The sequence below is a fragment of the Arthrobacter cheniae genome, assembly GCF_003602275.1.
Taxonomy (GTDB): Bacteria; Actinomycetota; Actinomycetes; order Actinomycetales; family Micrococcaceae; genus Arthrobacter_D; species Arthrobacter_D cheniae.
Genome location: NZ_QZVT01000003.1, coordinates 104,361 through 124,219 on the forward strand (window position 1 = coordinate 104,361; position 19,859 = coordinate 124,219).

At 67.5% G+C, this 19,859-nt stretch carries 19 protein-coding genes and 1 tRNA gene; 6 read left to right on the forward strand and 14 right to left on the reverse strand.

Annotated elements, in window-relative coordinates; genetic code table 11:
- Positions 1-21 precede the first annotated feature (21 nt).
- Genes D6T63_RS06190 through pdhA form a run of 3 tightly spaced genes read right to left on the reverse strand, consistent with a single transcriptional unit; the run spans position 22 to position 3,652 of the window.
- Positions 22-1,482, reverse strand: coding sequence for a dihydrolipoamide acetyltransferase family protein (locus tag D6T63_RS06190; protein WP_120148146.1), 1,461 nt, complete (start codon positions 1,480-1,482; stop codon positions 22-24).
- Entirely contained in the window at positions 1,479-2,513 is a 1,035-nt protein-coding gene (locus D6T63_RS06195; RefSeq protein ID WP_120148147.1) for an alpha-ketoacid dehydrogenase subunit beta, read from the reverse strand. Before D6T63_RS06195 ends, D6T63_RS06190 begins: the two co-directional genes overlap by 4 nt.
- Positions 2,513-3,652, reverse strand: a complete 1,140-nt coding sequence (gene pdhA, locus D6T63_RS06200; RefSeq protein ID WP_120148148.1) for a pyruvate dehydrogenase (acetyl-transferring) E1 component subunit alpha — start codon at positions 3,650-3,652, stop codon at positions 2,513-2,515. Before pdhA ends, D6T63_RS06195 begins: the two co-directional genes overlap by 1 nt.
- Before the next feature lie 249 nt (positions 3,653-3,901).
- On the opposite strand from pdhA, the gene D6T63_RS06205 reads away from it, so the two are divergent.
- Positions 3,902-4,378 (forward strand): Lrp/AsnC family transcriptional regulator, encoded by a 477-nt coding sequence (locus D6T63_RS06205; protein ID WP_120148149.1) that lies wholly within the window; start codon positions 3,902-3,904, stop codon positions 4,376-4,378.
- 75 nt (positions 4,379-4,453) lie between these two features.
- On the opposite strand, the gene D6T63_RS06210 is transcribed toward D6T63_RS06205, so the two are convergent.
- Entirely contained in the window at positions 4,454-6,091 is a 1,638-nt protein-coding gene (locus tag D6T63_RS06210) for a solute symporter family protein (RefSeq protein ID WP_120148150.1), read from the reverse strand.
- Positions 6,088-6,471, reverse strand: coding sequence for a DUF485 domain-containing protein (locus D6T63_RS06215; RefSeq protein WP_120148151.1), 384 nt, complete (start codon positions 6,469-6,471; stop codon positions 6,088-6,090). Before D6T63_RS06215 ends, D6T63_RS06210 begins: the two co-directional genes overlap by 4 nt.
- A gap of 244 nt (positions 6,472-6,715) precedes the next feature.
- Here D6T63_RS06215 and D6T63_RS06220 point away from each other — a divergent pair, with 244 nt between their 5' ends.
- The 4 genes from D6T63_RS06220 to D6T63_RS06235 are packed head-to-tail and all read left to right on the forward strand — an operon-like array spanning position 6,716 to position 10,567.
- Positions 6,716-7,903, forward strand: coding sequence for a sensor histidine kinase (locus tag D6T63_RS06220; protein WP_120148152.1), 1,188 nt, complete (start codon positions 6,716-6,718; stop codon positions 7,901-7,903).
- 19 nt (positions 7,904-7,922) lie between these two features.
- Positions 7,923-8,642 carry a LytR/AlgR family response regulator transcription factor gene (locus tag D6T63_RS06225; RefSeq protein ID WP_120148153.1) on the forward strand — a complete coding sequence of 240 codons (720 nt, stop codon included), beginning with the start codon at positions 7,923-7,925 and terminating at the stop codon, positions 8,640-8,642.
- Positions 8,643-8,688: 46 nt separating this feature from the next.
- Positions 8,689-9,075 (forward strand): DUF485 domain-containing protein, encoded by a 387-nt coding sequence (locus D6T63_RS06230; protein ID WP_120148154.1) that lies wholly within the window; start codon positions 8,689-8,691, stop codon positions 9,073-9,075.
- Between the two features lie 25 nt (positions 9,076-9,100).
- Positions 9,101-10,567 carry a sodium/solute symporter gene (locus tag D6T63_RS06235; protein ID WP_120148450.1) on the forward strand — a complete coding sequence of 489 codons (1,467 nt, stop codon included), beginning with the start codon at positions 9,101-9,103 and terminating at the stop codon, positions 10,565-10,567.
- 49 nt (positions 10,568-10,616) lie between these two features.
- Here D6T63_RS06235 and D6T63_RS06240 read toward each other — a convergent pair whose 3' ends face one another.
- From D6T63_RS06240 to rpsB, 6 genes are all read right to left on the reverse strand, one after another.
- Complete coding sequence (locus D6T63_RS06240) at positions 10,617-11,195, reverse strand: DivIVA domain-containing protein (protein ID WP_120148155.1); 579 nt, start codon at positions 11,193-11,195, stop codon at positions 10,617-10,619.
- A gap of 79 nt (positions 11,196-11,274) precedes the next feature.
- A complete protein-coding gene (locus tag D6T63_RS06245) occupies positions 11,275-12,294 on the reverse strand; it encodes a phosphatidate cytidylyltransferase (protein ID WP_120148156.1) in 1,020 nt (339 codons plus the stop codon).
- A complete protein-coding gene (gene frr / locus D6T63_RS06250) occupies positions 12,294-12,851 on the reverse strand; it encodes a ribosome recycling factor (protein ID WP_120148157.1) in 558 nt (185 codons plus the stop codon). The genes D6T63_RS06245 and frr overlap by 1 nt, the downstream gene beginning before the upstream one ends.
- A gap of 119 nt (positions 12,852-12,970) precedes the next feature.
- Positions 12,971-13,711 (reverse strand): UMP kinase, encoded by a 741-nt coding sequence (gene pyrH / locus D6T63_RS06255; RefSeq protein ID WP_120148158.1) that lies wholly within the window; start codon positions 13,709-13,711, stop codon positions 12,971-12,973.
- Positions 13,712-13,886: 175 nt separating this feature from the next.
- Positions 13,887-14,723: a translation elongation factor Ts gene (gene tsf / locus D6T63_RS06260; protein ID WP_120148159.1), complete on the reverse strand. Its 837-nt coding sequence runs from the start codon at positions 14,721-14,723 to the stop codon at positions 13,887-13,889.
- Between the two features lie 135 nt (positions 14,724-14,858).
- On the reverse strand, positions 14,859-15,806 hold the full coding sequence (gene rpsB, locus D6T63_RS06265) for a 30S ribosomal protein S2 (protein WP_120148160.1): 948 nt from the start codon (positions 15,804-15,806) through the stop codon (positions 14,859-14,861).
- 387 nt (positions 15,807-16,193) lie between these two features.
- Here rpsB and D6T63_RS06270 point away from each other — a divergent pair, with 387 nt between their 5' ends.
- Complete coding sequence (locus D6T63_RS06270) at positions 16,194-16,835, forward strand: M23 family metallopeptidase (protein ID WP_235830582.1); 642 nt, start codon at positions 16,194-16,196, stop codon at positions 16,833-16,835.
- 163 nt (positions 16,836-16,998) lie between these two features.
- Here D6T63_RS06270 and D6T63_RS06275 read toward each other — a convergent pair whose 3' ends face one another.
- From D6T63_RS06275 to D6T63_RS06285, 3 genes are all read right to left on the reverse strand, one after another.
- Positions 16,999-18,189: an acyl-CoA dehydrogenase family protein gene (locus tag D6T63_RS06275; protein ID WP_120148161.1), complete on the reverse strand. Its 1,191-nt coding sequence runs from the start codon at positions 18,187-18,189 to the stop codon at positions 16,999-17,001.
- Positions 18,190-18,422: 233 nt separating this feature from the next.
- Positions 18,423-18,496: transfer RNA gene (locus tag D6T63_RS06280), tRNA-Ile, on the reverse strand.
- 106 nt (positions 18,497-18,602) lie between these two features.
- The gene (locus tag D6T63_RS06285; protein ID WP_120148162.1) at positions 18,603-19,826 is read right to left on the reverse strand and encodes a glycosyltransferase; all 1,224 of its coding nucleotides are present in this window, start codon (positions 19,824-19,826) and stop codon (positions 18,603-18,605) included.
- Positions 19,827-19,859 lie beyond the last annotated feature (33 nt).

The window sequence follows — 19,859 nt, forward strand, 5'->3', positions numbered from 1 at the left end:
GCTCGTGCCGGCACCGGGACGCTAGACCATGGTGAGAACCATCGCGGGCTTCCGCAGGATGGTACCGACGTCCGCCAGGAAGCGTGAGCCCTGCTCGCCGTCGACAAGTCGGTGGTCGAAGGACAGGCTGAGTGTCATGACGGACCGCAGGGCCACGGCGCCCTGATACTCCCAGGGCATGCTGCGCACCGCTCCCATCGCCAGGATCGCCGCCTCGCCCGGGTTGAGGATGGGGGTCCCCGCGTCGATGCCGAAGACCCCGATGTTGGTGATCGAGACGGTACCGCCGGCAAGGTCCGCGGGCGGTGTCCTGCCCGCCCTGGCGGTGTCGGCCAGGGAGTTCAGGGCCCGCGCGAGGTCCACCAGCGTCAGGGACTGCGCGGCCTTGATGTTCGGTACCAGCAGGCCGCGGGGAGTCGCAGCGGCGATCCCGAGGTTCACGTCCGCGTACTGCACGATCTCCTGCGACGCCTCGTCCCATGACGAGTTGAGTGTCGAGTTCCGGGAGATCGCGATGCACACGGCCTTGGCCACGATGGTCAACGGGGTGACCCTGGTGCCGTCGAAGGCGCGCGCCGCCTTCAACTCCGTGAGCAGGTCCATCGTCTCGGTCACGTCGATGGTGAGGAACTCCGTCACATGGGGCGCGGTGAAGGCGCTCGCCACCATCGCGGCCGCCGTGTGCTTCCGCATTCCCCGTATCGGGGTGCGCGTCTCCCCCAGGGTCGACCCCGCGGGCGACGACCTGACCGGCGCAACGTGAACTGCAGCGACCGGGTCGGCGCCGGCAGCAGGCGTAGCCGTCGGGCTTCCCGTGGTGCCCGCGAGGGCTGCAAGCACGTCCGCGCGGGTGATGAGGGCTCCCGGACCCGTCCCCGTCAGGGCATCGAGCGTGATGCCGAGGTCCCGGGCGAGCTTGCGGACCGGTGGCGTGGAGCGTGGACGCTCGCCGGCGGACGTGCCGGCGGACGTGCCGGCGGGCGGGGCCGCGGGCGGGCCGGCGGGCGTGCTCGCAGGCGTACCGGCGGACGTGCCGGCGGTTGGGCCCACGACCGTCGTCGCTGGCGTACCCATGGAGGTATCGGCGCGCAGTGTCCGGGAACGCCGCTGGGGCCGTCCGCCCTTCTCCACGGCGGCTCCGTAGCCCACGAGGTTCGGCTCGCGCTTCTCGGGCGCCTCGTTGCTCGCCGACATCGGCGTCGGATCATCCATTTCAGGCTCCCCCGCCACCTCGAACGAGACGATCCTCGCGCCGACGTCGACAACGGCACCGGCGGCTTCATGGAGCTTCACCACGACACCCGCGTAGGGCGACGGCAGCTCGACGACGGCCTTGGCGGTCTCGACGTCGGCGATGATCTGGTTCAGCTCGACGGTCTCGCCCTCGGCCACCCGCCACTGGACGATCTCGGACTCGGTCAGTCCCTCGCCGAGATCCGGCAGGCGGAACTCCCTGATCCTGGTCGACGTCGTCGTGGTCACTGGAACGCTCCTTCGCCCTGCAGCCCGCCGTCGGGCACGCTGAGGGAGTTCGGGCGGCGCAGCACGCGGTCCACGCCGTCGAGGATCCTGTCCAGGTCCGGCAGGTGGTGGAACTCGAGCTTCGAGTAGGGGTACGGGATGTCGAAGCCCGTGACGCGGACAGGTGCGTGCTCGAGGTAGTCGAAGCACCGCTCCGTGATGCTCGCGGCGATCTCCGCTCCGAGGCCGCCGGACTGGGCTGCCTCGTGCGTGACGACGAGCCGTCCGGTCTTGCGGACGGAGGCCTCGACCGTCGCGAAGTCGATCGGCGCGAGGGATCGCAGGTCGATGACCTCGATGGAGATGCCGTCGTCGGACGCGGCGATGGCTGCGTCGCGCGCCGTCGACACGAGGGGTCCGTAGGCCACGAGGGTGACGTCGGTCCCCTCGGTGACGACGCGGGCCGCCCCCATGTCCGAGGATGCCGGGCCTCCTCCCTCATCCACCTCGCCCTTGACGTGGTACCGCCGCTTGGGCTCGAAGTAGAGGACGGGGTCGTCGCTGGCGATGGCCTGCTGGATCATCGTGTAGGCGTCCTGTGGGTTGGAGACGCTGACCACGCGCAGCCCCGAGGTGTGCGTGAAGTACGCCTCGGGTGACTCGGAGTGGTGCTCCGGCGAGCCGATGCCGCCCCCGAACGGTACCCGGACGGTGATGGGCATCTTCACGGCGCCCTGGGTGCGGTAGTGCAGCTTGGCGACCTGGCACACGATCTGGTCGAAGGCCGGGTAGATGAACCCGTCGAACTGGATCTCGACCACGGGGCGGTAGCCGCGGTAGGCCATGCCGACGGCGGTCCCCATGATGGCGGCTTCGGCGAGCGGGGTGTCGAGGACGCGGTGGGAACCGAAATCCTTCTGCAGCCCGTCGGTGATACGGAACACCCCGCCGAGCTTCCCGATGTCCTCACCCATGAGGATCACCTTGGGGTCGTCGTCCATGGCGCGGCGCAGGCCTGCGTTGATGGCGCGGCCGAAGGTCATCGTGGTCATCAGCGGGGTCCTTCCTGGGGTGCCCCGGCAAAGGAGGCGAGGTAGCGCTCGTAGTGGTCCTGCTGGCGGTCCAGCCAGGAGTTGGGCTCGCTGTACACGTGCCGGAAGACATCCGACGGCGCGGGCTCGGGCATCGAGAGGCAGCCCTCGCGCAGCTCGGCGGCGACGGCGTCCGCCTTCGCCCTCACGGTGTCGGTGAAGTCCGCCTCGAGCAGTCCGAGGGAGTCGAGCAGGGCGGCGATCCGTGCCAGCGGGTCCCGCTCGGCCCAGTCCTCGAGCTCGTTGGCATCGCGGTAGCGGGTGGGGTCGTCCGCCGTCGTATGCGGGCCCATGCGGTAGGTCACTGCTTCGATGAAGGTCGGCCCGCCTCCGGACCGGGCGCGGGCCAGCGCTTCCCGCATGACGGCGAGGCAGGCAAGGACGTCGTTGCCGTCGACGCGGACCGAGGGGATGCCGAAGCCCGGAGCCCGGCGCGCGATCGGCACGTGCGCCTGCAGTCCGACGGGCTCCGAGATGGCCCAGTGGTTGTTCTGGCAGAAGAAGATCACCGGCGCCTGGTAGCTCGCGGCGAAGACCATCGCTTCGTTGACGTCACCCTGACTCGTGGCGCCGTCGCCGAAGTAGGCCACGGCGACGGAGTCCGCACCGTCGTGGATGATACCCATCGCGTAGCCCGTGGCATGCAGCGTCTGGGCCCCGATGATGACCTGCGGGGTGGCCATGTTGATCGTGTAGGGGTCCCACCCCGAGGACGCGTTGCCCCGCCAGACCCTCAGGATGTCAGCGAGATCCACACCCCGACAGTAGGCGACGGCGTTCTCGCGATAGCTGGAGAAGACGAAGTCGTCGGGGCGGAGGGCCCGTCCGGAACCGATCTGCGCGGCCTCCTGGCCGAGGAGCGGCGGCCAGAGCGCGAGCTCGCCCTGGCGCTGGAGTGCCGTGGCCTCGGCGTCGATGCGTCGCACCACGACCATGTCCTCGTACAGCTTCTGCACCGCGGCGCCGTCGACGTCGGCGATGAGCTCGTCGTAGTGTCGATGCGGGTGGCGCACGCCGTGGTGGTCGACGAGCTGGACGAGGTCATCCCCGCCGACTCGCGCCGGCCCGGGGAGAACTGTCCCGCCGGCGGTTTCCTGCATCGGTTCCTGCCGGGAGGACCCGCTGGTAGATCCTGGTTCCGGCCGGGTGGCGTCCTCGGTCATTGCACGCAACCTCCGCACTCGCAGACGACCCTCCACCGGCGATCCGCACGGCTGGAAGGGCTCCGGGCGCCTTCACCCGGAGTGGTTGTGACCCTACTCACACCTGACAGGTAGCACAACCGATTGATCCGCGACTGAGCACCTTGCACTATTCCGGCCGGTTCACCCGTGTTAGCGTTGCGCACTATGCAACCCCTCGACCTCACCGACACCCGCCTGCTACAGGCCATGGCCAAAGACCCACGGCGGACCGTGGTCGCCCTCGCACAGAAGCTCGGGCTGTCACGCAACACGGTGCAGGCGAGGATGGCGCAGCTCGAGAAGAAAGCGGTCTTCCTCTCGTTCGAACGCCGTATCAACACGGTGTCGCTGGGATACCCGCTGACGGCCTTCATCCACGTCCATGTGCAGCAGCAGAAGCTCGCCGCCATCACGCACAGCATCGCTGCCGTCCCCGAGGTCATCGAAGCCTTCGGCCTGACCGGACAGGCCGACATCCTGGTGCGCGTGGTCGCCGTCGACGCCGAGGACCTCTTCCGTATCAATGGGAAGATCCTGGCGTGCGAGGGGGTCGAGCGCTGCGACACCTCGCTAGCGATGGGCGAGCTCATCCCCTTCCGGGTCGAACCGCTCCTCGCGCGCGGGCCACGGCCGGTGTCGTAGACCGATCCGTCGAGGACCACAGGAAAGGCCGCCCACCTGTCGGTGAGCGGCCTTCTCCGTACCTGGACGGACCTTTTAGTGGTCGGTGGCCTTCTCGGCTCCGACACCGGTCAGCGAGCGGACCTCCATCTCCGCCTGCTTCATCGGGTCCTCCTTCGTGCGGGAGAGGATCGTGCCCAGCCAACCCAGGAAGAACGCCAGCGGGATCGAGACGATGCCCGGGTTGCTGAGCGGGAACACCGAGAAGTCGGCGCCCTGGATCATCGACTTCTCGCCGCCGGAGACGACCGGCGAGAGAGCGATCAGGAGGATGGCCGAGCCCAGTCCGCCATACATGCTCCAGACGGCGCCCTGGGTGTTGAACTTCTTCCAGAACAGCGAGTAGAGGATGGTCGGCAGGTTGGCGCTGGCAGCCACCGCGAAGGCGAGCGCCACGAGGAATGCCACGTTCTGCCCCTGCGCACCGATGCCGCCGATGATCGACAGGAGGCCGATGACGACGACGGTCCTCCGCGCCACCTTGACCTCGCCGTCGGGGTCCACCTTGCCGCGCCGGATGACGCTGGCATAGATGTCATGGGCGAACGATGCGGCGGCCGTGATGGTCAGGCCCGCGACGACAGCGAGGATCGTGGCGAAGGCGACGGCGGAGATGAGCCCGAGGAGGATCGACCCGCCGAGCTCATAGGCCAGGAGCGGAGCTGCCGAGTTCACGCCACCGGGAGCGGCGGCGATGCGCTCGGCACCGATGAGTGCACTGGCGCCGTAGCCGAGGACGAGCGTGAAGAGATAGAACGCGCCGATGAGCCAGATGGCCCAGACCACGGAGCGGCGGGCCTCCTTCGCCGTCGGGACGGTGTAGAAGCGCATGAGCACGTGGGGCAGGGCTGCCGTGCCGAGGACCAGGGCGAGCGCCAGCGACAGGAAGTCGATCCGCGTGATGGCACTGAGGCCGTACTGCAGGCCGGGGCTGGTGATCGCCGCGTTGCCGGAGGTCTCGATCGCCGCACCGAGCAGGGTGGAGAGATTGAAATTATGGATCGCGAGGACCCAGACGGTCATGATGAACGCGCCGGCGATCAGCAGGCAGGCCTTGATGATCTGCACCCAGGTGGTGCCCTTCATGCCACCGATCAGCACGTACATGATCATGAGGACACCGACCACGGTGATGACGACGGACTGGCCGAGGCGGTCGTCGATGCCCAGCAGCAGTGAGACGAGTCCACCCGCGCCCGCCATCTGCGCGAGGAGGTAGAAGAAGCAGACAGCGAGTGTGGTGATCGCCGCGGCGATGCGGACCGGGCGCTGCTTCAACCGGAAGGACAGGACGTCGGCCATCGTGAACTTGCCCGTGTTGCGGAGGAGTTCCGCCACCAGGAGCAGTGCCACGAGCCAGGCCACGAGGAACCCGATCGAGTAGAGGAAGCCGTCATAGCCGTTGATGGCGATGGCGCCGACGATGCCGAGGAAGGACGCCGCCGAGAGATAGTCGCCTGCGATGGCCGTGCCGTTCTGGCCACCGGTGAACGAGCGGCCGGCAGCGTAGTAGTCGGCTGCCGTCTTGTTGTTGCGGCTCGCCCTCAGCACGATTACGAGGGTGATGGCGACGAACAGGCCGAAGATGGAGATGTTGAGCAGAGGCGAACCGACGGTCGTGGTCTCGGCCGTCTGTAGGGGGACGCGGACTGCCGCGCTGGAGATGATGCTCATTTCTTTCCACCTGCCGGATCGATGAAGGCCTCAGGGGCCGCTTCTTCGAGCTCGTGTCGAAGGTTCGCCGCGATGGGGTCGAGGCGCCGATTGGCGTAGCTCACGTACCACATGGTGATGGCGAAGGTGCTGACGAACTGCAACAGCCCCAGGATGATCCCGACGTTGATGTTGCCGGACACCGGGGTGGCCATGAAGTCGTGGGCAAAGGCGGCCAGCAGCACGTAGGCGAAGTACCAGAGCAGGAAGAACACTGCCATGGGGAAGACGAAGCTGCGATGGCGCTTGCGCAGTTCCTTGAACTGCTCGGTCTGCTGGACTTCGGTGAAGTCGACGGCAGCCCCGGAGCCGGCTTCCGGCTCTACTGGGTGCGAACCCATGGTTTCTCCTTCTTCTCGGGCGTCACCTCGACCGCGAAGGCGGCACCGTTGCCACTCAGGGAGGCACGCCGGTGTGACACCCATCACTGTGCGGCATGGGGTCGCCACCCGCCAGCAGGCCGCGCGTGCGTGTCGGTAAGCGAGCAGCAAGGTGCGGTGAACGGTCGGCGGGCGCGATGAACGGCGTTGACCGGCGCAGGGCCGGGGGCCGGGGGTGGGACCGATCGGACGCTACTGTGGAGCAATGTTCAGCGCCGCCGTCGACACCGCCCTGGTGTGCGCGGTCGCCATCATCACGCTCTGCGTCGTCGCCCTGCTCGGCTTCCGCCTCTCACGCTCCTACCGGGATCTCGGGTCTGATGCCGACCGCGCCACCTACGCCACCCTGCACACGGCGGCCCTCGCCTCCGAGTACCTGCGCGAGGGGCTGACCCCGTCGGGCGCCTCGAAGGCGAGCCGCTACCTGCGCGGGCTCCTTCGGTGCGACGTCCTCATGATGAGCGACGACGCCGGCGTGCTCGCGTGGGACGGCGGACGCGGGACGCCGCCGGACGTGATGCCACTCGTGCGGCAGGTCCTCGAGAGCGGCCGCACCCAGATCTTCCGGCGGCAGCGGCTCGAGGCCGCGGGGCTGACGGGACTCGGCGAACTCGTCCTCTCGCCGGTACGCGTCGACAACCGGGTGGTGGGCACGGTCGGCGCCTTCGCCGGCGATGTGAACGCGGGCCTCGTGCGCGCGACGAACGAGCTCGCCGGCTGGGTGTCCACCCAGGTGGAGCTCGCGGAACTGGCCTCGTCCCGCCGCCTGCTCGCCGAGGCGGAGCTCCGTGCCCTGCGCGCACAGATCAGCCCGCACTTCATCTACAACTCGCTGAACGCGATCGCGTCCTTCATCAACACGGATCCGCAGCGGGCGCGTGAGCTCGTGGTCGAGTTCGCCGATTTCACCCGATACTCCTTCCGCCGGCACGGGGACTTCACGACGGTTGCCGAGGAGCTGCGCAGCATCGACCGGTACCTGCTCCTCGAACGGGCGCGCTTCGGGGACCGGTTGAAGGTCACCCTGGAGATCGGCCCGGAGGTCCTCAGCACGGTGATCCCGTTCCTCAGCCTCCAGCCGCTCGTCGAGAACGCCGTGCGCCATGGTCTCGACTCCAAGGACGGCGTCGGTAACATCACCATCACGGCGCACGATGTCGGCTCCTTCGCCGAGGTGACCATCGAGGACGACGGCGTGGGCATCGACCCGGACCATCTCCGGTCCGTCCTCGCGGGCCATACCGAGGACGTCCATGTAGGCCTGCGCAACGTCGACTCGCGACTGCGCCAGGTCTACGGTGACGACCACGGCCTCATCATCGACACGGCACCCGGCGCAGGCACGCTCATCACCCTCCGCGTGCCGAAGTCGCAGCCCGATCACCAGGCGTGAGGCGCGTAACCTAGAACGCATGGTCAATGTCATCATCGCCGACGATGAGCTCCCCGCCGTGGAGGAACTGGCCTTCCTGCTCGGCAAGGACGCCCGGATCGGGACGATCCACCGCGCGTCGAGTGGAGCCGAGGCGCTCAGGGCCCTCGAGCAGCACAGCGTCGACGCCCTCTTCCTCGACATCCACATGCCCTCCCTCTCCGGGCTCGACATAGCCCGCGTGATCTCCCGCTTCACCCGCCCGCCCGCGATCGTCTTCGTGACGGCGGACGAGGACCGGGCCCTCGAGGCCTTCGAGCTGCGCGCGGTCGACTACCTCCTGAAGCCCGTGCGGACCGAGCGCCTCGCGGAGTCCGTGCGGCGCGTCTGCGAGCTGATGGAGGGCTCGACCGCGGCGCCCGAGGTCATCACCGTGGACCAGGGCGGTGTGAGCCGCATGATCAGGCGCGACGACGTCCGGTACGTGCAGGCACAGGGCGACTATGCGCGACTGCATACGTCGGAGGCGAGCTACCTCATCCGCATCCCGCTCAACGACCTCGAGCGCCAGTGGGCGGAGGCCGGTTTCCTCCGCACGCACCGCTCGTACCTCGTGGCGATGGACCAGGTACGGAAGGTCCGCATCGGCGCGGGCCGGGCGAGCCTGTTCGTCGGGGACGCGGAGCTGCCCGTCAGCCGCCGGCACCTCCCCGATGTCCGGGAGAAGCTCGAGGCCACGCGCCTCCGCCCGAGTCACTGACGGCCCCGGTGGATCCGCTCCCGACCACCGCGGGGACGACGGCCCGATGACCGAGGACAGCTCCGAAGCGCCCCGCAGGGTCCGCGTCACCGCGCCGAGGACGGCGGCACGCGCCACCGGCGGGTCCTTCCCCGTGGCACGCGAGATGGCCGAGCAGTCCGAGGTGGGCCAGCTCTTCGTCGCCTCCCTCATCAGGTCGCAGCTGCGCCTGGCCCTCGTGGTGGCCGGCGGTTTCCTGGTCATCCTCATCGGGATCCCCGTGCTGCTCGCCGTCTTCCCGGACATCAACAGCGTGACCATCCTGACCGTGCCCATCCCCTGGCTGCTCCTCGGCCTCGGCATCTACCCCCTGGTCATCGGATGCGCCGTCCTCTACATCCGCAGTGCCTCGCGCAACGAGCGTCGCTTCCAGGACCTGGTGGACGATGACTGACGCCCTTGACAGCACGGGCCTGCAGCTGAATCCCGCGGTGGGCTACACCGCCCTGGTCCTCGTTGCGCTGAGCACCGTGCTGATCGGCATCTACGGACTCCGGATCTCGCGCACCACGGGCGATTTCTATGTCGCCTCCAGGACGGTCCGCCCCTGGTGGAACGCCTCCGCCATCGGCGGCGAGTACCTCTCCGCTGCCAGCTTCCTCGGCGTCGCGGGACTCATCCTCATCTCCGGCGTCGACGCCCTCTGGTTCCCCATCGGCTACACCGCCGGCTATCTCATGCTTCTCCTGTTCGTTGCCGCTCCCCTGCGCCGGTCCGGCGCCTACACCATCCCCGACTTCGCCCAGGCGAGGCTGGACTCCCTGCTGGTGCGCCGGGTGACCAGCATGCTCGTCGTCGTCGTGGGCTGGCTGTACATCGTGCCGCAACTGCACGGCGCCGCCCTGACGGTGCGCATCACCACCGGTCTGCCGTCATGGGTGGGGCCGCTCGCCGTCGTCGTCGTCGTATCCCTCAGCGTCGTCACCGGCGGGATGCGCTCGATCACCTTCGTGCAGGCCTTCCAGTACTGGCTCAAGCTGACGGCCCTCGCGGTCCCCGTGGCGTTCATCCTGTTCCGCCTTGGCGCGGACGGGCGGGAGATCACCGCAGGAGGGAGTGCCTTCACGGCGGATCTCAACACGACGGCGGACGCGTCCCTCTACGGCACCATCTCGCTCGTCATCGCACTCCTCTTCGGGACACTCGGCCTGCCGCACGTGCTCGTGCGCTTCTACACGAATCCCGATGGCGCCTCTGCGCGCCAGACCACCCTGATCGTCCTCGGCCTGCTCTCCGTCTTCTACCTGTTCCCCACCGTCTACGGGGTCCTCGGCCGCATCCACACTCCCGAACTCGCGGCGGAGGGAGCTGCGGACGCCACGGTCCTGCTGCTGCCCGGGCGCATTTTCGACGGCGCCACAGGGGACGTCCTGTCCGCGCTGGTGACGGCGGGGGCCTTCGCGGCGTTCCTCTCGACGACCAGCGGCCTCGTGGTGTCCCTGGCCGGCGTGGTGAGCCAGGAGTTCTTCCAGGGCAGCGTGACCGGCTTCCGGCGCGCGGCTCTCCTGTCCGCGCTCGTGCCGCTCATCATCGCCCTGCTGACGGACAGCCTCGCCCTGGCAGGCAGCGTCGGATCAGTGTTCGCCTTCACCGCCTCCACCATCTGCCCGCTGTTGCTGCTGGGGATCTGGTGGCGGGGACTGACGGACGCCGGCGCCGTAGCAGGGATGCTCGTCGGCGCAGTGCTGTGCGGTGGGGCGATCGCCGCCACGGCGCTGCTGGGGCCCTTGGCCGGTGACCCCTCGGTATGGCTGGCACAGCCCGCGCTCTGGACGGTCCCGGCAGCCTTCGCCACGATGGTCCTCGTGTCCCGGGCGACAGCGGGGCGGCGGCCCGCCTCGGCGTCGCGCGTCCTGGCCAGGCTCCACACGCCCGAGGCGCGCTAGGTGTGCCGGTACCCGCCGGATCACCTGCCCGGCGGGTGGAGCGGGTGCGTCAGTCGATTCCCGCCATGAGTTCGACGACGCGGTCGAGGAACACATCCACCTGGTTCTCCTCATATCCGTCGGCGCCCCGGGCCTCCCGGAACACTGCACGGCGCACGACGTCGACACTCATGGGCACGTCGTCCTCGAGGTACTGGAGGAGCTCGTCGCAGAGGCGGTCGACGTCCTCGATGGCGTAGCTGGAACTCTTCTCCTTCGCGGGGCGTCGGAAACGCTCCCCCGCCGGCCGGTGGAGACGCCGGCGAAGGACGGCAGCGGTCCTGCCGATCTGCCGCAGCCACGCGTCCTCGCCCTTGGTGCTGATGAGGAGGTCCCGCTCCCGCTGCGCGAAGACATCCTCCAGCCGGTCCAGGGCGGCGTCGACGGCCTGCGGCTCATAGCCTCCCTTGGCGGGGTCGAACGCCATCGCGCGGACCTCGTTGCTGGAGATGGCCTCGCTGTCCGGGTCCTCCGCGTTGTAGTAGCCGCGGGCCTTCGTCAGGAATCGGTCCACCTGGCGCGTGTTGTAGCCGAACTCACGGCGTCCTACGCGGGCAAAGGGAGAACTGCCCGGGCGAGCCTCGTCCATCGTGTGAAGTCCTTCTACTGAAACCCTCGTGAGACCGTGCGGGAGCCGGTGGCTCCGGAATGTGTCCGCTGACCTGCGGTTACAGCAATCCCGGTACCAATGTAGCGGACAGCAGGTATGCCATCGGGGAGGCGAAGACGATCGAATCGAGGCGGTCCATGACACCGCCGTGGCCCGGGAGGAGTGTGCCCATGTCCTTCACCCCGAGCTCGCGCTTGATCATCGATTCGGCGAGGTCCCCGGCCGTGGCCGCGGCGACGATGGCCACGGCGAGGACCAGACCGATCCAGAGCGGCTGATTGAGGAGGAAGACGGCGCAGAGCCCACCGACGATCAACGCGCCGCCGATCGAACCACCGAAGCCCTCCCAGGACTTCTTGGGGCTGATCTTCGGGGCCATGGCGTGCTTGCCGAAGAACGCACCGATCAGGTAGCCGAAGGTGTCGTTCGCGACGACGAGCAGCAGCAGCGTGGCAATGACGAGGAACCCGCCCTCCGCGCGCATGAGCAGCATCGCGAAACTCAGCATGAAGGGTACCCAGAGCACCGCGAAGGTGCCGGCCATGAGGCTCTTCGCGGCGTGCGGCGCAGGGTCCAGCGAGCGCCAGAGGAAGAGCGCCAGTACGGCGAAGACGGCTCCGACGGCCATACCCTCGGCTCCGCCGAAGTAGGCGGAGAACGGGAGCACCAGGGTCCCGGCCAGCGCAGGCACGAGCGGAACGTGGATGCGACGGATCTCGAGTGCACGGCTGATCTCCCAGACGCCGACCGCGGCGAACAGGGTGACGATGCCGACGAAGACGACCGGGAAGAACAGCAGACCCACAAGGACGGGGATCAGGAGGCCGGCGCCGACCCCGATCGCGGCCGGCAGGTTACGCCCGGCGCGCGAGGGAACGCCCGGCTCCCTGATAGGCCGTCGCCGACGGAGCAGCCCGCGACTCGACGGCCCGGCGGTGACCGTCTTCCGGGAAGCGGGTGCGGGTACGTCCTGTTGCGCCGGTGCGGTATCGGCCGCGACACCGCTGCCGTTCTCTGTCCCGACGGCGGGTCCGGGTTCTCGCCGGGGACCCGCACCGGGAGGATCGAGGTCTGCCATCAGACCTCGAGCAGCTCGGTTTCCTTGCGCTTCAGGAGTTCGTCGACGAGGTCCACGCGGGACTTCGTCAGGGCGTCGAGTTCCTTCTCGGCGCGCGAGCCCTCGTCCTCACCGGCGTCGCCGTCCTTGACGGCCTTGTCGATACCATCCTTGGCCTTGCGCCGGACGTTGCGGATGGAGATCTTGGCATCCTCCGCCTTGGTCTTCACCAGCTTCACGTATTCCTTGCGACGCTCCTGCGTCAGCTCGGGCAGGACCACCCTGATCACGTTGCCGTCGTTGGAGGGGTTGGCGCCGAGATCGGAATCGCGGAGCGCCTTCTCGATGTCGTTCAGCACACTGCGGTCGAAAGGGGTGATGAGCAGCGTGCGGGCTTCGGGGTTCTGGAAGGACGCCAGCTGCTGCAGCGGGGTGGGTGCGCCGTAGTACATCACCACCACCTTCGAGAACATCGCGGCGTTGGCACGGCCGGTGCGGACCGTCGCGAAATCGTCCTTTGCAACCTCCACGGCCTTATCCATCTTGTCGGTGGCTTCCAGCAAGGTCTCTTCGATCACAATGTCTCCTTCGCTCTGCAGTCGGCTGCCCGGCAACCGTTCCAGTGGTCAATCCTAGTTCAAGGGCGTGCGGCGGCCCGGCGGACCCGGGGCATCGTTGCCCTGCCCGTCCGAACCAGCTAGGTGGTGACGACCGTGCCCAGCTTCTCGCCGCGGATAGCCCGCGTGACATTGCCCTCGCCCTCCATGCCGAACACCACCATGGTCAGGTTGTTGTCCTTGCACATGGTCATGGCTGTCTGGTCCATCACGCGGATATCACGGCGCAGCGCCTCGTCATAGGACAGCGTCTCGAGCTTCTCCGCCGTCGGGTCCTTGTTCGGGTCCGATGTGTATACGCCGTCGACGCCGCTCTTGGCCATGAGGACCTCGTCCGCGTGTACCTCGAGCGCGCGCTGGGCGGCGACGGTGTCGGTCGAGAAGTAGGGCAGGCCCGCTCCCGCGCCGAAGATGACCACGCGCCCCTTCTCGAGGTGGCGGATGGCTCGCCGCGGGATGTAGGCCTCGGCTACCTGCCCCATGGTGATCGCGCTCTGCACACGGGTTTCGACGCCGGCCTGCTCGAGGAAGTCCTGGAGCGCGAGGCAGTTCATGACGGTGCCGAGCATGCCCATGTAGTCGGCGCGGGACCGGTCCATGCCGCTCTGCGATAGTTCGGCCCCACGGAAGAAGTTGCCGCCGCCAACGACGACCGCCACTTCGACCTCGCCGACCGTGGCAGCGATCTGCCGCGCCACGGAGCGGACGGTCTCGGGGTCGACACCCAGCTTGCCGCCGCCGAAGACCTCGCCTGAAAGCTTGAGGAGTACTCGGCGCCGGCCCTCGGTACCACCCGTCGGAGCGGTGGAAGTGGTGTCCATAAAGTGCCTCCCGGCGTAGAGCTGCGGGCCGTTCCTGGTCGGACGGCCGATGATGCGGGGGTTGGGATGTTGCCGGACCCGTTACAGGATACGGGGCGCCTCCCAGACGCAGGAAAGGGCGGCCGCCCCGATGGCGGCCGCCCTTCACCTTCGTGCTGTGGCCCTGGCCTCGGGCCTAGGCTCCGACGCGGAAGCGGGCGAAGGCAGTGGCCTTCACGTTCGCTTCGGTGAGTACCGCGGCGACGGACTTCTTCGCGTCCTTCGCGAAGGCCTGGTCGACCAGGACACCTTCCTTGAAGAACCCGGTGAGGCGTCCCTCGACGATCTTCGCGAGCGCCTGCTCGGGCTTGCCCTCGGCGCGTGCGGTCTCGTCGGCGATGCGGCGCTCGGACTCGACGAGCTCGGCGGGAACCTCGTCGCGCGTCAGGTAGGTCGGCGAGTACGCCGCGATGTGCACGGCGACGTCGTGCGCGGTCTGTACTGCTGCGTCGCCCGAACCCTCGACGGCGAAGAGCACGCCGACCTGGGCGGGGAGGTCCTTGGACGTCTTGTGCAGGTAGGCGTCGACGATCTCGCCCTCGACGCGGGCGATGCGGCGGACGTCCACCTTTTCGCCGAGCAGTGCGCCTGCCTCGATGACGTGCTCGGACACGGGCTTGCCCTCGAGCTCGAAGGCCAGCAGGGTCTCGACGTCCGTGGCACCGGACTCGATGGCGGCAGCGAGTACCTTGTTCGAGAAGTCGACGAAGGGAGCAGCCTTGGCGACGAAATCGGTCTCGCAGTTCACCTCTACCAGGACGCCGACGTTGCCGTCGACCCGAGCGGCGACGAGGCCCTCGGCGGTGGAGCGGCCTTCACGCTTCGTCGCGCCCTTGAGGCCCTTGATGCGGATCAGTTCCAGGGCCTTGTCGGCGTCGCCATCGGCTTCGTCGAGGGCCTTCTTGACGTCCATCATGCCGGCGCCGGTGCGCTCGCGCAGGGCCTTGATGTCAGCGGCAGTGAAATTTGCCATATGAACTCCTAAGTTGATGTGGATCCAGGAAGAGCTTCCGCGGGCGCTGCCCGCGGTGCAGGCGTCACGCGGTGAACACCTGCCGAACATGCGGAAAGGGGCGCGGTTTAACCCGCACCCCTTACGCAACGGGAACTACTTGGCGTCGGTAGCGGGTGCTTCCGGCACAGGAACTTCCTCGGCAGGAACCTCGGCTGCTGCAGGGGCCTCGGCGGCGAGCGCCTCTGCCTCGGCGGGAGCCTGGTCTGCAGCGGGAGACTCGGAGGTCGCCGGAGCGGAAGCCTCTGCTGCGTCCGGGGCGGCTACCTCGGCGGTGTTGCCCTCGAGGAGTTCGCGCTCCCACTCGGCCATCGGCTCGTCCGCAACCGCGGAATCGTTGTTGCCCGAGCGGTTGTGGCGGGCGATGAGGCCCTCGGCCACGGCGTCCGCGATGACGCGGGTGAGAAGATTGACGGCGCGGATGGCGTCGTCGTTACCCGGGATGGGGAAGTCGACCTCGTCGGGATCGCAGTTGGTGTCGAGGATCGCGACGACGGGGATGTTCAGCTTCTTCGCCTCGTCGATGGCGAGGTGTTCCTTCTTCGTGTCGACGACCCACACGACCGAGGGAGCCTTGGTCAGGTTGCGGATGCCACCGAGGTTGGTCTGCAGCTTGGTGAGCTCACGCTTCATGAGCAGGAGCTCTTTCTTCGTGTGGCCCGAGCCGGCGACGTCGTCGAAGTCGATCTCTTCGAGTTCCTTCATACGCTGGATGCGCTTGGAGACCGTCTGGAAGTTGGTGAGCATGCCGCCGAGCCAGCGCTGGTTCACGAAGGGCTGGCCGACGCGGTTCGCCTGATCGGCGATCGCTTCCTGTGCCTGCTTCTTCGTGCCGACGAAGAGGACGGTTCCGCCGTGGGCGACGGTGGCCTTGACGAACTCGTACGCACGGTCGATATAGCCCAGCGACTGCTGGAGATCGATGATGTAGATGCCGTTGCGCTCGGTGAAGATGAAGCGCTTCATCTTCGGGTTCCAACGGCGGGTCTGGTGACCGAAGTGGACGCCGCTGTCGAGCAGCTGGCGCATGGTTACGACTGGCATGTCATGCCTTTCTTCAGCAGGGCTCAGGCGCAGTGCGCCGCCTCTGCTTGTTGACGGTTGTCTCAGTGATGGCCGGGGTGGCCGTCACATCCTGGCACCTGGTCGTCATGGACACGCCCTCCCCTACCGGACATCGCCGGACCGCAGGGTGGGCATTCCGGGGCTCTTCGAGAGCACCGGATCGCAGGCACGCGTAGTCAGCCTCACCATTCCACGTTCCATCGAAGCCGTAGGCACGAGGAGGTGGAAGCAGCGGACTGCTTACTCAAGTGTACTACAGCGGCAGGAAGGCAGGAGGCGGACGACCCCGAGGTGAACCGCTCGAACGTTGTCCACATAGGCTCCCGGACGCGCCGTTCGTCCCAGCTGACCGGTCAGTGTTCTTCCATGACAGACCGCCGTCCTACCCTTGGCTCCGCGATTCGAACCCACCGATCCATCGCTCGATCCCGAGTCCGGACGGTGGTCGCCCTGGTCGTCATCACGGGGTCCGGGGCCGGCGCCACGGGCGAACCGGCGACGGCGGGCCAGGTCATGCCGCACGGCAGAGTCGGCCCGGACGCGAGCGACCCCCGCTCCCCGTCGGACTTCGTCCCGGAATGGTCGTGGCCGCTGCCTCCCACCCCGGCCGTCCTGCGGTTCTTCGAAAGGCCTCCGCAGAAGTGGAAGCCCGGCCACCGGGGCGTCGATCTGTCGACCGGCGGGCACGCAGTACCGATGACGAGTCCGGCGGATGGAACGGTCTCCTTCGCCGGGACGGTCGTGGATCGCGGCGTGCTCTCGATCGACCACGGTGGCGGCAGGGTCAGCAGCTTCGAGCCCGTCAGCACGGAACTGGTGAAGGGGCAGCCTGTCGTCAGGGGAGAGACCGTCGCGACGGTCGCTGTTGCCGCAGTGCGGGGTACGTCGCGGAGTCACTGCGGAGGGATCTGTCTTCACTGGGGTGTCCGTGTCGATGGCGAGTACGTGGACCCGCTCTCCTTCGTGACGGATCGCCGTCCCTCTGTGCTCCTGCCGCTCCGCCCATGATGGGTTACGGCACGGAGGCGACGGATCAGGCGGGCAGGGCACCGGACGAGGGAAGGTTCGGACGAGGAAGGACCGGACGACGATTCGTCCGGCCCTTCCTTGCCTCTGCGTGCTGGTGGAGCCTGCCAGCCTCGGTCCGCCATCGTCTGGGTCGGATCGGGTCCTAGACGAACGCGGCAATCCCGGTGATCGACCTGCCGACGACAAGCGTGTTGATCTCCTGCGTGCCCTCATAGGAGTAGATGGCCTCCGCGTCGGAAAAAATCTTAGCCATCTCGTAGTCCGTGACGATGCCGTTGCCGCCGAAGATGTTCCGTCCGGCCGCGACACTCTCGCGCATGCGGGCGGTGGTGAAGGCCTTGGCCAGGGCGGACTGCTCGTCCTTCGCCTTCCCGGCGTCCTCGAGTTGCGAGAGGCGGACCATCATGCCCATCGAGCTCATGGCGTTACCGAGGATCTGCACGAGCTGCTGCTGGACCAGCTGGAAACTCGCGATGGGACGGCCGAATTGCTCGCGCTCCACGGCGTAGCGCCGGGCGACGTCGAATGTGGCGAGCTGCTGGCCAACGGCCTGCCAGCCGACGGCCAGCCGTGTCACCTTGAGGACCTTGTTGGTGTCCCTGAAACTGTTGGCGCCCTTGAGATGGAAGTCGTCCGAGATGACGACGTTGTCCAGCACGATGTCGGCGTTCTCGACCATCCGCAGGGCGATCTTGTTCTCGATCTTCGTCGATGAGAACCCCGGCGTCCGGGTGTCGACCATGAAGCCCTTGACCTGGTTGTCCTCGACGTCGCGGGCATAGATGACGACCCAGTCGGAGAAGGTCGCGTTACCGATCCACCGCTTGGCGCCGTTCAGTGTCCAGGAGTTCCCATCCCGGCGCGCCGTCGTCCGCGTTCCGCCGGCGACGTCGGAACCGCCGAGCGGCTCCGTCAGCCCGAAAGCGCCGATCTTCTTCAGGGCATAGATGTCGGGGAGCCACTCCTCCTGCTGCTCCTTGGAAGCAAGGGCCTCGATGGAACCGGTGAACAGCCCGTCATGGACACCCAGGAAGGTTGCGAACGACGTGTCCGCCCTCGTGAACTCGGCATGGGTGATGCCGGCGAAGAGGTTGGAGTAGCCCTGGCGGTACACCGGGCTCACGGGATCCAGCTCGGCGATCTTGGGGATGAGCTGCTGGGGGAAGGAGCCCTGGTTCCACCACTCGACGGCGTTGGGCCGGATCTCGCGAGCGAGCCAGGCACGGATCTCCCCCAGGCGTGATCGCTCCTTGCTCGTCAGCAACTCCTCGAAGGCGTAGAAGTCACCGTCCGCGTAGGGCAGGTTGTTGACATCGATCGGCGTTCTGCTCATGGGAACTACCTCACTCCGGTCCTCGGCGACCGGCACTCTCACTCGACCAGGTGAACTACGCGATGGGCGCGTGATGCACCCGAATGTCATGTTACCCGTCAGTAACTTAGGGCGCCAGTGGCTCATCAGGGGTGCGGTCGATCGGAAGAAGCGGAGCTGGTGCTGTCAGGGGAAAATCGGATGCGCCACCCCGATGGAGTGACGCATCCGTACCGGTTGTTGCCGGCTGCGAGTAGGGCTGCTGGGGCTTGAACCCAGGACAAACGGATTATGAGTCCGCTGCTCTAACCAGCTGAGCTACAGCCCCGAGGAGCGAGGAGCACCTCTCGCGTCGGCGCCGGGAGCAGTATCCGGCGCTGGACGCAGGTCCTATTGTAAGCAGACGCCGATGACAGGACCGGCGAAGCTCCGTGTCAGGACGTCGACGACGCCTGCTGCACCTCATGCGGACGATCCGCGGACAACGTCCCGTAGTACAGACCCTCGAAGGTTTCGAGGGTCGTGGTGATGTCGTGCTTCATCACCATCTTCCGACTGGCGGCCCCCATCCTGAGCTGGTCCTCGCGCGACATGCCGAGAATCTGGGCGATTCGGTGACTCAGCTCGTTCGAATCACCGGGCGTGAACAGGTAGCCGTTGTCGCCGTCGGTGACGAGGTGTGGGAGCGCCATCGCGTTGGCGAGCAGCACGGGCGTCGACGCCGACATCGCCTCGAGCGTCACCAGGGACTGCAGTTCGGCCGTTCCCGGCTGGCAGAACAGGGACGCGCGGATGTAGCTCAGTCGCAGTTCGTCGTCGTCGATCAGGCCGCGGAAGGTCACGCGGTCGCTGATACCGAGGCGCGCAGCCTGGGCCTGCAGGGCGGATTTGACCTCGCCGCCCCCTACGATCTCAAGCCGCACGCGGAGGTGGTCCGGCGTCTTCGCCACGGCATCGATCAGCACATCGACGTGTTTTTCCTCGGCGAGTCGACCCACGAAGAGGACCGTCGGATCCTCGTTGGGCTCGATGGTCTCCCCCGGCTGCACCTCGTAGCCGGCCGAGTCGATACCGTTGGAGACTGCCAGTACCTCACGCAGGAAGGCGTGGTCATGCATGGCCTTGGCGGCGAGCGGCGTCGGGGTGGTGACGGCGGCCGCCTTACCCATCACCTTGCCCATGTCCTTCCAGGAGTTCTTGGCGACGACTTTTTTCAACCACGCGGGGAACGGCAGGAACGGGTTCAGGTTCTCCGGCATGAAGTGGTTGGTGGCAACCACGCGGATGCCACGCCTGACCGCTTCGTAGAGCGTGTATTCGCCCACCATGTAGTGGCACTGGATGTGGACGACGTCGGGCTGGACCTGATCGAACAGCCTGCTGATATCGCGCCGGATCTCCCACGGGTAGCAGATCCGCCAGTAGTCGTGCGTCGGCACGCTGTGCGAGCGGAGGCGGTGGACGGCCCACTCGCCGCCGGGTTCCGTGTAGCTCCTGCCGTTGGACACGCCCGGAGCGAGGACGTGCACTGAATGGCCGCGGCCCGTCATTCCCTTGGCGAGCCGGTATCCGAACTGCGCTGCACCGTTCACGTTGGGCGGATAGGTGTCCGCGGCGATCAGGATGGTCAGGGGCTTGTAATCAGCCGGGTAACTCACGCGTAAATCCCCTACGTCGGTGTGCTGGTCGGA

Excerpts from the sequence above, each read along its gene's own strand:
- D6T63_RS06195 (WP_120148147.1), bottom strand. The coding sequence starts at position 2,513 with ATGACCACGATGACCTTCGGCCGCGCCATCAACGCAGGCCTGCGCCGC.
- pdhA (WP_120148148.1), bottom strand. The coding sequence starts at position 3,652 with ATGCAGGAAACCGCCGGCGGGACAGTTCTCCCCGGGCCGGCGCGAGTC.
- D6T63_RS06205 (WP_120148149.1), top strand. The coding sequence starts at position 3,902 with ATGCAACCCCTCGACCTCACCGACACCCGCCTGCTACAGGCCATGGCC.
- D6T63_RS06210 (WP_120148150.1), bottom strand. The coding sequence starts at position 6,091 with ATGAGCATCATCTCCAGCGCGGCAGTCCGCGTCCCCCTACAGACGGCC.
- D6T63_RS06215 (WP_120148151.1), bottom strand. The coding sequence starts at position 6,471 with ATGGGTTCGCACCCAGTAGAGCCGGAAGCCGGCTCCGGGGCTGCCGTC.
- D6T63_RS06220 (WP_120148152.1), top strand. The coding sequence starts at position 6,716 with ATGTTCAGCGCCGCCGTCGACACCGCCCTGGTGTGCGCGGTCGCCATC.
- D6T63_RS06225 (WP_120148153.1), top strand. The coding sequence starts at position 7,923 with ATGGTCAATGTCATCATCGCCGACGATGAGCTCCCCGCCGTGGAGGAA.
- D6T63_RS06230 (WP_120148154.1), top strand. The coding sequence starts at position 8,689 with ATGACCGAGGACAGCTCCGAAGCGCCCCGCAGGGTCCGCGTCACCGCG.
- D6T63_RS06240 (WP_120148155.1), bottom strand. The coding sequence starts at position 11,195 with ATGGACGAGGCTCGCCCGGGCAGTTCTCCCTTTGCCCGCGTAGGACGC.
- D6T63_RS06245 (WP_120148156.1), bottom strand. The coding sequence starts at position 12,294 with ATGGCAGACCTCGATCCTCCCGGTGCGGGTCCCCGGCGAGAACCCGGA.
- pyrH (WP_120148158.1), bottom strand. The coding sequence starts at position 13,711 with ATGGACACCACTTCCACCGCTCCGACGGGTGGTACCGAGGGCCGGCGC.
- tsf (WP_120148159.1), bottom strand. The coding sequence starts at position 14,723 with ATGGCAAATTTCACTGCCGCTGACATCAAGGCCCTGCGCGAGCGCACC.
- rpsB (WP_120148160.1), bottom strand. The coding sequence starts at position 15,806 with ATGCCAGTCGTAACCATGCGCCAGCTGCTCGACAGCGGCGTCCACTTC.
- D6T63_RS06270 (WP_235830582.1), top strand. The coding sequence starts at position 16,194 with ATGACAGACCGCCGTCCTACCCTTGGCTCCGCGATTCGAACCCACCGA.
- D6T63_RS06275 (WP_120148161.1), bottom strand. The coding sequence starts at position 18,189 with ATGAGCAGAACGCCGATCGATGTCAACAACCTGCCCTACGCGGACGGT.